This is a genomic window from Bacillus sp. FSL K6-6038 (assembly GCF_038050455.1).
Lineage (GTDB): Bacteria > Bacillota > Bacilli > Bacillales > Bacillaceae_G > Bacillus_A > Bacillus_A pseudomycoides.
Genome location: NZ_JBBOUH010000001.1, coordinates 3,210,684 through 3,223,377 on the forward strand (window position 1 = coordinate 3,210,684; position 12,694 = coordinate 3,223,377).

A 12,694-nucleotide genomic window follows, 5' to 3' on the forward strand; every position below is an offset into this window, starting at 1 on the left:
CAATCCTCACCTCGTTCTCTCAACTAGTTTATTGTACCTACCACATATCCTACCATACCTAACAATTCTATACCTCATCAAGTACGTGAGAAAATCCACTCTAATAAGGCTCACCATATCACTTTAAAAAATTTACATTTAGGGGTACAGCTCCATCGCTATCAAGCTAATATTGTAAAGTATTCCCAAAACAAAAATTTTATCTTCCCACAGTTATTTATAACAATTCATCTCATTTTTTTCGTTTGGGGGAACAATAAATTTCTTAACTTGATAGTAATATGGAAATGACTTTTCCGGGCTTTTTTCGACGAAATATGACAAATCAAAAATGGTTTATTTGTTATAATGTTTTTGTATAATCGGATAAATATGGAATTATGAAAGTTGAATTTACTAAAAGGAATAATAAATGATGATTTGTTAGAAGCGATGAAGAAACGTCAGCCAACAACTTTAGATTGGTTTTCAACAGCGAAAAATTACACAACATTTAGCAATGTAAATAAGGATTTTGATAAAGTACTCGATTATATGGAAGAGCAAAGGTTGAAATAGAAAATTAGGGCAGGGATGAGTCAGGTGATGGAAGATAATCTTAGAAGAATTCATTATTTGCTGAAGGTTAGCGATGCTGATCGTGCAATGAAAGAAGCGGAAATGCTGATAAAGGAAGACCCAGCAGACGCTTGCGGGTACCTTTGTTTAAGTTATGTCTATTTTCATGGATTTAGCGATAATGAGAATGCAAGTAAGTATTTAGAAGAGGCACTTAAACTGGATCATTTAAATGAGCAAGTTCTCTCAGTGGGATTAGATATTTTCAGTGGTCAAAATAATCATAAAAGAATAAGAGAACTAGCAGAGATTGGAATAAAAAATCACCCTGAAAATGGAAAGTATTATTTCTATATGGGCGAAGCTGTTAGATGTTTTGAACGCATTAATAATTCACTGGTGTATTTCGAGAAAGCGATGGAGCTGGAGCCTGAAAATGAAGTTTATGTAGGAAAGTATGCGTATATTCTTTTTACCTCTTTCCCTAAACGGCAAGGAGAGGCATTAAAAGCTGAAAAACGTGCTTTGGAGCTAAATCCAGAAAATACGACCAATCTCGTTTTGTTTGCAGTTGCAGCAACCCATAAGGGAAATTTTAAAAAAGCAAGGATGTTAGCTGAAGTCGCGATGCAGCTAGATCCAAATGATAAAGAAGCATATATGATTTATAAGAAGACGATAGGGACAAAAAATAAGTTTTGTGATTTTACTGCAAGGCTTGCACATGTTTTAGGTCTACCTATCTCAAAATTCTGCTCGTTATTTACGTTTGTGTATTTTAAGAATAAAAACATATATTATTTTTTATACTTTTTAAGTATATTCGGTTGGGTGATTCTACCTGTGTATTTAACAGGTTGGTATGCAGGGAGCGTTTATATTGTATTTCTTATGATGTTTTTCATTTCTTCTAAAATCCAACAGAATATCTACAAAGAAGTTGGTTTAGGAACATCGTTCGATGCGAAAGATAATCTACGTAGCAATAAATTCTCAAGAGAGCAAGAAACTACCAAAATGGCACGTACAGTTGAGAAAGTAGAACCTACAAAGAAGTTATCACCAGAAGAAATTGAGGCACAGGTAACGAGTTTTGGAAGTAAAGGAGCTGTGTTCGAAAAACAACCAATTGAAGAAGTAGCTAGGAAACCACAGTTATCATCGGAAGAACATAAGGAAATTCAATCGTATTCAAATATTAAATCTCCAAGATATAACAAATGGTATATTTGTTTGTTAATTATACTGTCTCTTATTCTCGTTTTTCGTGTTGGGAAATTATATAACTCTAATCATAATGAGGATAAAAATACGGTGCCGAGCAATAGCGAAGAAGAGAGGAAGGATTATAACTTTAATCTTAAAGAGGATAAAAATGCGGTGCCGAATAATAGCGAAGAAGAAAGGAAGAGTATTGTTGTGTCTAAGGATAAAATATCCAAAGAAGAAAAAATGGAACAAATTTATTTAGCTTCGTCAACATTATACTTATTAGAAACAAGTGACTTTAGTGAGAACTCGCTTCGTCAATTTGTAATGGATAATTATGTGTCTGTTGTGATGGAAAAGGCGGGACAACCAAGTATACAGAAATTAAAAAGTGAAAATCTTGCTAGAATATATAAAGAAGGGACAAATACATACTTATTAGTGAAAAGTGATGATAGTACTTTTATCTTAGAAATTTCAGAGAAAAAAATTAATCGTATTTACGGCGAAAATTGGGATAATAGTGAGCAAGAAATAAAAATATATCATGAATTACTTAATAAGTTTAAAATGGAAAGTGTGCAGCAAGAGTAAAATAAGACTGGTCATGTTAATACGTGATACAAGTAAGAAGCATAGTCATATTAAGCAAATACGCTCATAAAGCCAAAAACACCCTTCTAAACTTAGAAAGGTGTTTTTGACTATTTAAATTCATTAATTACTCCGGCGTAAACCACACAATCTGCTGAATTCGTACAAATATCGGCACTTCTTTTTCTTCTAATACAAGATGATCTGGCTTCACACTTCTCAAAGTTCCATTTACACTTCCCCGAATTGTTTCCACTACAATTCTTTTCCCAACGATAGATTGCAATGTTTGTACAACATATGGATCAACAAGTGCAACCACATCACCACTTATCTCATAACCATCTCGAAAATAACCGAACACATCTTCGTATGAATAGTACATATGACCCTCCTCTTTTTAAGATTTGCTGTAGTGTATGTGGCCTGCATTCAAGAAGTACCTATCTAACAGAAAAAGCGATACCACAATGTGACATCGCTTTTGTATGTATGGAAGACTAGCAGAGAATCCTCTAGCCTATTCCCATTTATAAGTCCAAAATTGTTCAATTTGTAACCATTTTAATGTTGCAGCATCTTTGTTTTGTAGCTTTACTTCCGTTTCTTCTAACATCGCTTCTGTTTGTGAACGATGCGCACGTAAAGCCGCTAATTTTTGTTCGAAGGCTTCACTAATGTTGTTGACAACATCTGGTTCACCTAATACTTCCTCACGATTTTTTGTAATCGCAACTGCATGAATGACCGGACGTGTTTCTTTTGGCATACGTGAGACTGCACGAACGGTAGCACGGCCGAATGCATCATGATCTGGATGAACACCGTGCTCTGGATAGAATGTAATAATTCGTGATGGCTGTACATCGCGAATCACTGTTTCAATTTTATCTGCTACAAAATCTACATCTTCAAATTCTAATGTTTTATCGTGGAAACCAAGCATTCTTAAATCTTCAATGCCCATTGCTTCGCACGCATCTTTTAATTCCTTTTCACGGATATTTGGAATCGTTTCACGGTTCGCAAATACATTCTTTCCCATATTGCGTCCCATTTGTCCAAGCGTTCCGCACGCATATGTTACAGGTACTCCTTGCTTTCTTAATAAACTAATTGTTCCTCCTGCTGCAAATGATTCATCATCTGGATGCGGAAATACAACAAGCACATGTCTTTCCATACTTTCCCCTCCTTTTTATTTAAATGGTGTTAAGCTTAACTCAAGTGCTACAGCTAAGCGCCCTTTATTATCATGTCCCGCTAGTAACAGACGATCTTGCTCGTCTACTTCCCAATGCGTAATACCTTCAGCATATACCCAGCCATGGTCCATTTTGAGACCAACTCGGTATGGATTTGTTCCTGTTATTTTCCCTCGTTCAAAACGAATAATCGCATTTCGAATGAACGCTCCGACTGTCATCATTTTTTCATTAAAATGTGAAGCGTATGCTCCATTTGTCGTTTCTAAATGAATATATACATCTTTATTTACAAAACGTTCGATTTCATGTTGAATAACAGCACTATCTTTTACTATTTCCATCGGATTTCACCTCTTTAAACCATTTTACGCAAAAGCAATGTAAATTGCTATCTCTATAATAGAGGACATTACTTACTTTGCATAATAATTTGTATTTTATTTTTTAATTTTTAATACGAGATATGAAATTTCACTATTCCCTCACTATCCATAAATAGTTTTCTTTCTTTTTTGAATTTGCTACAATAGAGCTTATGCGGAGGGATATATTTCGACAATTTAATACATATTTTAAAGAAGGTGACATGTTGGAACATTCAGCACATGAAGTAGCAAATTGGCAATATTATTTTGCAATCGCCGTATTTTTAGTAACATACGGATTTATTATTTCTGAGAAATTGAACCGTGCTGTAATTGCACTGCTGGGTGCTGCCATAATGATTATTTTTGGCATTGTAGACTTACATACTGCCTTTACATCGCATATCCAATGGGAAACCATTACCCTTTTAATTGGAATGATGATTCTCGTACATATTACGAGTCAATCTGGTGTATTTGAATATGTAGCCATTAAAGCAGCAAAAGCAGCCGGTGGAAAACCGATTCGAATTTTATTATTTTTATCTCTATTAACCGCAGTCGGCTCTGCATTTTTAGATAATGTAACAACCGTATTATTAATCGTTCCTGTTACACTATCGATCACGCGCATTTTAAAGGTACAACCTGTTCCTTATTTGATTTCTGAAGTATTATTTTCAAATATTGGTGGTACTGCGACATTAATTGGTGATCCTCCAAACATAATGATTGGGTCCGCTAATAAACACTTAGATTTTAATGCCTTTTTACTTAATTTAACGCCAATTGTACTTATCATTTCTATTGTTACATTAGGCATTATTTATCTTATGTATCGTAACAAATTAAAAACAACATCTGAACAAATTGCCAAGCTTATGGCACTAAATGAAAAAGATTATATTCGTGACCGAAGCTTACTCCTAAAATCTCTTTCCATTTTAGGTTTGACAATTCTCGGGTTTGTTCTTCATTCGATTATTCATGTAGATGCGGCAGTTATCGCGATGACCGGTGCAACGCTCCTCATGCTAATTGGCGTGAAACAACATGAATTAGAAGATGTATTTGCTCATGTAGAATGGGTAACGATCTTCTTCTTTGCTGGATTGTTTATTCTTGTTGGCGGATTAATTGATATCGGTCTGATTTCATCACTTGCTAAAGAAGTAATCGATGTAACAAATGGTGATATCGGTTTTGCAGCGATTCTTATCTTATGGGTATCAGGGGCAGCATCAGCTACTATTGATAATATTCCATTTGTCGCAACGATGATTCCACTGATTCAAGATTTAGCATCAGGACTTGGACTTTCTGTTGATTCTCCTCAAATCGAAGTACTATGGTGGGCATTATCACTTGGCGCTTGCTTAGGAGGAAACGGAACGTTAATTGGTGCTTCTGCAAACGTAGTTGTTGCCGGTATTGCTAACCGCGAAGGACACGGATTTTCTTACCTTGATTTCTTAAAAATTGGCTTACCCTTAACAATCATTGCATTATTATTATCACATGCTTATATATATTTACGTTATTTAATGTAAAAAGGTTTGCAGCAATTTGCTGCAAACCTTTTAATCACCAAAATATCCCAATGATTGCCAATGCACCTAAAATCATACCACCAATTTGTCCAACGATTGTTGGTGATAATTGAACCCCTTTTCTTACTTCAACAACCGGCTTTTCATGCCTAAGCTGCTGAACTTCACTTTGTAGCTGATGTACACTACCATGTAATTCTTTTACAAGTTCTTTTAATTCGGCTATCTCTTCATTTACTGGTTTTGGTTTTTCTAAATTCATCTGACACGACTCCTTATTCCAATCCATATACTGTAAAATTTCGGCACGAATTATTCTTTACCCTGCAAAACACATGCATGTTATTGAATGTATTTATAGCAATATTTTCATTCATAATAAACATCAATTGGTTAATTTTATATGTTACAACACCATATGCTATGAAAAAATTGAAACTTTAATCAGTAAGGTTTCTTTCTTCCCCCACTAATTACTATCCCGCAAATAGCGGGATAAATTATTCTAGCATGGCTATCCATTCATTTCGCAATATACCCATTATGATGCGATCAAAGCTCTTCCCATCTCGCTGAACAGCTTCTCTCATACTTCCCTCCACCTTAAATCCAACCTTTTTATATACTTCAATTGCCGATTTATTATATGAAATAACATCGAGACCTACACGATGTAAGTTTAATTCGTAAAAAGCATATTTCAGAATAAGGCGTAATCCTTCCGTACCATATCCCTTACCTCGATAATTTTTATCACCTATACCAATTGCTAGCAAGCCAGCTCTATTATTCCACTCTATGCTATGAAGTGCCACAAAGCCAATTAAACTATCATCTTGAATCGTTCTTAGCATAAAAGAAACACTATTTGACTTTCTTCCTATTAATAGCTCATTTTCCTTTATTTCATGTAAAGATTGTAGAATCGCTATATCCGTATCTACATTTCTTAAATACTCACTATCCTCTTGCCAAATAGCCATTTGTTCAATATCTTCAGCTCTGATTGCTGATAACTTAATATTTTCACCTAGAAAAAGATTGTTCAATTTCGTATTCATTTCAAAAATCCCCCTTTTCAATTATGGGGATAGCTCTGTAGTTTATCAGGACTATCTATCCCCTTGTTCCATAGTCTTCAGTAATGATGGGATATTTACAATAAGCGATAACATTGGCACAGCTCCTTTTCATATGATTACATTCATTTTATACTTTTCGGATTATTCATTCAACTTACTTTTTAGTTCTTCCCTTGATGGATGTATGATTAATATTCACTACTTTATCCTTGTATTTTTAACTATTGACTTTTTATTCTAAAGATTTATAGTATAGTAAGTTTCCATCCTGTTTTTTCAGAAAACTAACTCACATGTAAGAAAGGAGAAACAATGTTTTATATCAAACAACTTCTTTTCTTTGCTTATCAACAAGCTTTATCTTGTATTTTCCCTGTCGTTATTTTTGTAACACTTGCTCTGTCAAAATTCATTTCAATCCCAGGACTCTATCGTTATGATTTTATCCTTATCGTATGCCTTCTTATGCAATACATCATGTACAAAACGGGTATGGAAACAAAAGATGAGCTGAAAGTAATTGCTGTTTTCCATCTCATCGGGCTCCTACTAGAAATATATAAAGTTCACTTCGGTTCATGGAGTTACCCTGAAGAAGCATATTCAAAAATCTTTGGTGTCCCACTTTATAGCGGATTTATGTATGCTAGTGTTGCTAGTTATATATGCCAAGCATGGAGAAGGTTGCATTTGCAAATGCATAGGTGGCCCAAGGCGATGTGGACTGTACCTTTAGGGGCTATGATCTATTTGAATTTTTTTACACACCATTTTGTATATGACTTTCGCTGGGTTTTAACTGCCCTTTTATTTATTGTTTTCTTTCGAACGTTTGTTCAATTTTCAGTGCAGAACGTTACATATACAATGCCGCTTGTTCTCTCGTTTTTCCTTATTGGATTTTTTATTTGGATTGCAGAAAACATCGCTACTTTCTTCGGAGCATGGCAATACCCAAATCAACGAGAAGCGTGGAGCCTTGTTCACATTGGAAAGATTAGTTCATGGTTTTTACTCGTTGTCATTAGCATCATGATTGTCGCTCAGCTTAAACATTTGAAAGAACATAAAAACAAGCCAACTTCCATATAGAAAGTTGGCTTGTTCTATTTTACTTTTCTATTGACACTCTTGTTACCTCTATAAATTGCTGTAATGGCGCAGTGATCCATTTATCTTTATGCCAAGCAATTTGTGTAAAAATAGGAGAAATTGTATTCTCTAAGACTAACTCTTTCATTGTACCCTGTTGTATATCTTTTTCTACTACCATTGCTGGTAAAATTGCTATGCCTAAGCCCGCAATTACACATTGCTTAATTGCTTCCACACTAACAAACTCAATTTTGTTTGCAGGATATACGTCTTCTGCACGGAATAGTTCTTCAAATATAGTACGATAGGAACAACCAAGCTCTGTTAATAAAAGTGTTTCACTTTCAAAATCCTTTGTAGAAATTATAGATTTCTCAAGTAAAGGATGATTAGGAAATACTACTATTTTTAATTTTTCTCGAACCAACGACTCTACATGTAAAGCATCTTCTGCCTTACATTCATCTAAAATAAAGGCTAAATCTAATTTTCCTTCCATCAGTTGCTCCTTCACATCTTCATTCGAATGAGCAGGCTTAAATATAAGTTTTATTTGAGGAAATTGCGTCTTAAACTCTTTTAAAATTGAAGGAAGCCTATATGTACATTGACTTTCTTGAGCACCAATAACTAGCGTACCGGATATTTCTTCATCACCTTTCAGAGCCATTTTTGCTTCATGACTTAACGCAATCATTTTATCCGCATATAGTTGAAACTTTCTTCCCGCTTCAGTCAAAAAGAGACGTTTCCCCAATCGTTCGAATAGTGGTGTGCCAAGCTCAGCTTCCAATGCTTTTATTTGAGCAGTCACACTCGATTGAGCAAAATTTAATTTCTTTGCAGTCTGCGTGAAATTCAAATTTTCCGCAGCGGTTTTAAATGTAATTAATTGTTTTATTTCCAATATCATTCCCTCTTTTCAATCGATATTTCCAATTGATTTCATCGAAATAATCTTCTTTTCCTATTGATATATGTATTGTATGATAAGAACCATTAACAAACAATATTCATGCATCTTACAAATTGGAGGTATTCCATATGAAAGCACTTTGTTTCAAGGAATTCGGAAATGCTGATGTATTAAAATATCAAGAAGTGTCAGACCCAATTATAAATCCAACTGAAATTCTTGTTCGCACAAAAGCAATCGGCTTAAATTTTGCTGATATATATAGACGTAGAGGTGACTATCATCTCGCTGGTAAACCACCTTATATATTAGGGTATGAAGGCTCAGGAATTGTAGAGCAAATTGGTGCTGAAGTTACCGATGTTACTATCGGAGACCGCATTGCATTTGCTGATGTACCATTCGCAAATGCAGAGTTAGTAGCTGTTCCAAAAGAAAAAGCGATTCCACTCCCAAACTCTATTTCCTTTGAGACAGCGTCTTCCGTTTTATTACAAGGGTTAACAGCGCATTACTTAACACAAGACAGCTATAAAGTAAAAGCTGGTGATTTTGTTTTAGTTCACGCGGCTGCTGGAGGAGTTGGTCAACTTCTCATTCAAATGATAAAAATGAGAGATGCGCAAGTAATTGGCCTTACTTCATCTAAAGAAAAAGCAGAAGCAGCCTATTCAGCTGGAGCGGACCGCGTATTTTTATATTCAGAATCATGGCATGAAGAAATACTACAAGTCACAAAAAGACATGGTGTAGATGTTGTGTACGAATCAATAGGTTCTACATTAGAAGAAAGCTTTAAAGCCACAAAAATCGGTGGTACCGTCGTATTTTACGGAATGGCCGGTGGTGATCCTGCTCCTGTTGATCCGCGAATGTTGATGGATACTTCAAAAACATTGACTGGCGGAGATCTTTGGAACGTACTCACAACGTATGAAGAACGCAAAAACCGTTCAAGCCAACTATTTGCTTGGATTACTGCTGGAAAATTAAATATCCAAACTCCAACAACTTTCGCTTTAGAAAACGGTGCTGAAGCACATCGATTATTGGAAAGTCGAAAAAGTAGAGGGAAAATTTTATTGATACCATGATAATTTTCACTTGAAAATCAGAATAAAAAAGATAGCTAGAAGGTTTCTTCTAGCTATCTTTTATCCGTTCTATTCAGAAAAGGCTTCCGAATATTGTACTATCCCTTGTATATTTTGAAGAGCATTCTCCGTTAATTCCATTGCCATAAACACCTCGTCTGGCACCTCAAATGGCGCACATATATTCCATATGCTAGCTGGTTTAAAACCGAATTTCGGATAATAATCTTTATGCCCCAACACAATTACAGAATGATACCCAAGCTCTTTTGCTTTTCTTAATACATGAGAAATCAACAGACTTCCAATTCCCTTTTTCTGGCAGTCCGGTACAACAGATACTGGAGCAAGAGCTAACGACTCTACAGATGTATCACCATCTACTATTTTAACTTTAGATAATAGAACGTGACCAATAACTTCCTTATCTACCGCCACTAATGATAACTCTGGAATAAACGTATCACATTTTCTGATACGATTTACAAGTTCGTGCTCTTTCTGATCGCTAAATGCTTCATTTAAAAATGCTTGTTTTACAACCTCTTCTGCCCCGTTATAATCTTTCTCAAGTTCTTGTCTAATCTTTATATTCACAGCATCTTATCCTCTATTCTTTCTTATTTCTTTTTGAATTTTTCGCAGCGCTTTTTTCGATCCTCGCTCTATGTCATGCTGCATTTTCCGTTCTTTATAATCCACAAACAATGTGTCTAAATCATACCCTTCTGGATATAATTCCTTTGCCTGTACTTCTAAAGAAATTCGCTTAACGTTTACTTCAATGAATTGGGCATTATAAAACACAACGATATTGAAGAAATTGTCTTTTTCTTTATATACAATTCCAAAGTCATCATAGTCTAATAATTTCACACGGTCCCCTTTTTTATATTCATCCTTCTCTTCTGCTTTCTCTTTGACAATCTTAGGCTTTCTCAGTCTACTTTCATTCACTCGCTCTAAGCGGTACTCTTTATTTTCCATATAGCCTTTCGCTCTTTGCAGTACGTTTTCTCGCACGTTCATTTTTCTAGAAATCCATAGAGCATTACTCTCTCCTGATTTCCCTATCATTAACTTATACATCGGTTCCAATGTTTCACTATTAAATTGCATCGCCGCATTCATAAAGTCACTGTGCATTTCTGAAAAGCGTTTAATTTCACCATAATGAGTAGTTGCAACAGTCGTACAACCCATATGATAAAATTCTTCTAAAATAGAAATCGCAAGTGCCGCTCCTTCATTCGGTTCCGTACCGCTGCCTATTTCATCAAATAGTAGAAGCGTATTATTATTTGATACTCTCATGATTTCTGAAAGGTTTTTCATATGAGATGAAAATGTACTTAGCGCATTTTCTATACTTTGATTATCGCCAATGTCTACAAATATATTTTCAAAAACAGCAATTTCCGTTTCCTTGTCTCCAGCGATGTGCAATCCTGACATTGTCGCCAATGTTAATAATCCAATTGTTTTCAAAACAATCGTTTTCCCTCCAGCATTTGGCCCTGTAATAATTAAGCTTCGGTAATTTGGTCCAATTTCAAAGTGAAGTGGTACAACTTCACCTGCTAATAATGGGTGTTTGCAATGAACTAACTTTACATACCCATAATCATTTAATTTCGGCTCTATCCCACCAATATGTTTACTAAATTTCGCTTTTGCAAACACCATATCATATTGACTAATCAGCTCCATATTAATCTCAATGTTATAAATGTCCTCTAAGATCATTCCAGATAAAGTGGCTAATATTTGATATTCTTCCATCGCTTCTTCAGCTTTTAAACTTGCTAGTTCCACGTTTAACTTTGTAACTGTATTTGGCTCTATAAAAACGGTAGAGCCTTTAGAAGAAACTTCAACAATTGTTCCAGCAACTTGATTTTTATAGGAAGCTTTCACTGGAATCGTATATCGATCGTCTTTTTTACTAATGAAGAACTCTTGAATATATTTCTTATTTGCACTACTATTTAAAAATTTGCTTAAACGTTCCTTAATTTTCCCCTCTACGGAGTCGATATTATTTCGTATTCGTTTTAATTCTTTGCTTGCAGCAGAATCAATACTATTTCCTTTAATTGAAAAATTAATTTCTTCTTCTACACTTTTGAATTCAGACATTGAATTCGCATATGATGCTAGTACTGGTGCAAAAAATTCTTTATCCAGCATAAACTTTTTAACCTTTCGACACCCTCGTAAAAAGTCTGATACACTAACTAGCTCGGTTGGATCTAAAATCATTCCCTTTTCCAATTTTTGAATTGTACTATCGATATTAGAAATTCCGAAAAAAGGAACATGCCCTTCTGCATCCAATATCGCACGTGCTTCCGTTGTTTCATTCAAACGATTTTTCACTACTTTTATACTTGTACTTGGCTCCAATTTATTTAACAACTGTTTTCCTAATCCACTTACGCAATATGATTTAACTATTTCCTTTAACTCATTATATTGCAACTTTTCAAAGGTCATCTTATTCAATTTCTATTCTCCTCACTATGATTTACTCACATCAAAAATGAAGATACCTACCCATTAGATTTCAATGAGATATATTTAATTAAATATAACTTTCATGTGATAAAAATAAACACAAAAAAGCTGCGTAGATACCGCAGCTTTTTACATTTACAAGGCCTGTGCAATATATAAGGAAATAAAACCATCTCAAAAAAACATATGGCTATCCCATAATCATTACACGCTTTATAAAGTATTGTAGGTATCTTCATAGGTTATTTGAAATAAATCCATGACAAAGTTAGGGGTTAGAAGTATATAAAAATCCCCTGTTCTCATTAGATTTATTTCATTCAATTTTTTCCTATTTAGAACCTACCGCACTCACAAAAAGCACCTCTCATTAATTTATAATTATGTTCATTGAAATCTAATTTATTGAAATTATCATACTATATGTTACGACAGAAGTAAAGGTTCCATACTTTACAATATTCTTCTTATTATACTTTAGTCGTAAGTATATATGTGGATTATTT

At 34.6% G+C, this 12,694-nt stretch carries 12 protein-coding genes and 1 pseudogene; 5 read left to right on the forward strand and 8 right to left on the reverse strand.

The features are described from left to right. Positions 1–411: 411 nt before the first annotated feature. Together NSQ40_RS16955 and NSQ40_RS16960 are read left to right on the forward strand one after the other, a co-directional pair. A pseudogene (locus tag NSQ40_RS16955) lies at positions 412–558 on the forward strand (ATP-binding protein); the annotation flags it as partial. A gap of 27 nt (positions 559–585) precedes the next feature. Beyond that, positions 586–2,361, forward strand: coding sequence for a tetratricopeptide repeat protein (locus NSQ40_RS16960; RefSeq protein WP_179863653.1), 1,776 nt, complete (start codon positions 586–588; stop codon positions 2,359–2,361). A gap of 127 nt (positions 2,362–2,488) precedes the next feature. Here the strand turns inward: NSQ40_RS16960 and NSQ40_RS16965 are convergent, their stop codons facing one another. The 3 genes from NSQ40_RS16965 to NSQ40_RS16975 all read right to left on the reverse strand — a co-directional run bounded on the left by NSQ40_RS16965 (position 2,489) and on the right by NSQ40_RS16975 (position 3,910). Beyond that, positions 2,489–2,746, reverse strand: a complete 258-nt coding sequence (locus NSQ40_RS16965; RefSeq protein WP_080548446.1) for a YuzF family protein — start codon at positions 2,744–2,746, stop codon at positions 2,489–2,491. 135 nt (positions 2,747–2,881) lie between these two features. Next, positions 2,882–3,544 (reverse strand): bacillithiol biosynthesis deacetylase BshB2, encoded by a 663-nt coding sequence (gene bshB2, locus NSQ40_RS16970; RefSeq protein WP_003198867.1) that lies wholly within the window; start codon positions 3,542–3,544, stop codon positions 2,882–2,884. A 15-nt stretch (positions 3,545–3,559) separates the two neighbouring features. Next, a complete protein-coding gene (locus tag NSQ40_RS16975) occupies positions 3,560–3,910 on the reverse strand; it encodes a YojF family protein (protein WP_000407035.1) in 351 nt (116 codons plus the stop codon). A 248-nt stretch (positions 3,911–4,158) separates the two neighbouring features. Here NSQ40_RS16975 and NSQ40_RS16980 point away from each other — a divergent pair, with 248 nt between their 5' ends. Then, positions 4,159–5,484: an ArsB/NhaD family transporter gene (locus NSQ40_RS16980; RefSeq protein WP_033796301.1), complete on the forward strand. Its 1,326-nt coding sequence runs from the start codon at positions 4,159–4,161 to the stop codon at positions 5,482–5,484. A gap of 34 nt (positions 5,485–5,518) precedes the next feature. Here NSQ40_RS16980 and NSQ40_RS16985 read toward each other — a convergent pair whose 3' ends face one another. Together NSQ40_RS16985 and NSQ40_RS16990 are read right to left on the reverse strand one after the other, a co-directional pair. After that, positions 5,519–5,746 (reverse strand): hypothetical protein, encoded by a 228-nt coding sequence (locus tag NSQ40_RS16985; protein ID WP_003198872.1) that lies wholly within the window; start codon positions 5,744–5,746, stop codon positions 5,519–5,521. Between the two features lie 238 nt (positions 5,747–5,984). Then, on the reverse strand, positions 5,985–6,545 hold the full coding sequence (locus tag NSQ40_RS16990; RefSeq protein WP_018781577.1) for a GNAT family N-acetyltransferase: 561 nt from the start codon (positions 6,543–6,545) through the stop codon (positions 5,985–5,987). A 333-nt stretch (positions 6,546–6,878) separates the two neighbouring features. On the opposite strand from NSQ40_RS16990, the gene NSQ40_RS16995 reads away from it, so the two are divergent. Continuing rightward, positions 6,879–7,658, forward strand: coding sequence for a DUF817 domain-containing protein (locus NSQ40_RS16995; protein WP_003198876.1), 780 nt, complete (start codon positions 6,879–6,881; stop codon positions 7,656–7,658). 19 nt (positions 7,659–7,677) lie between these two features. Here NSQ40_RS16995 and NSQ40_RS17000 read toward each other — a convergent pair whose 3' ends face one another. Then, complete coding sequence (locus tag NSQ40_RS17000; protein WP_033796300.1) at positions 7,678–8,568, reverse strand: LysR family transcriptional regulator; 891 nt, start codon at positions 8,566–8,568, stop codon at positions 7,678–7,680. A 137-nt stretch (positions 8,569–8,705) separates the two neighbouring features. On the opposite strand from NSQ40_RS17000, the gene NSQ40_RS17005 reads away from it, so the two are divergent. Continuing rightward, positions 8,706–9,671 (forward strand): quinone oxidoreductase family protein, encoded by a 966-nt coding sequence (locus tag NSQ40_RS17005; RefSeq protein WP_258248612.1) that lies wholly within the window; start codon positions 8,706–8,708, stop codon positions 9,669–9,671. 69 nt (positions 9,672–9,740) lie between these two features. Here NSQ40_RS17005 and NSQ40_RS17010 read toward each other — a convergent pair whose 3' ends face one another. Both NSQ40_RS17010 and NSQ40_RS17015 read right to left on the reverse strand, forming a co-directional pair. Next, entirely contained in the window at positions 9,741–10,268 is a 528-nt protein-coding gene (locus NSQ40_RS17010; protein ID WP_003207887.1) for a GNAT family N-acetyltransferase, read from the reverse strand. A gap of 6 nt (positions 10,269–10,274) precedes the next feature. Then, entirely contained in the window at positions 10,275–12,176 is a 1,902-nt protein-coding gene (locus tag NSQ40_RS17015) for an endonuclease MutS2 (RefSeq protein WP_258248613.1), read from the reverse strand. Positions 12,177–12,694 lie beyond the last annotated feature (518 nt).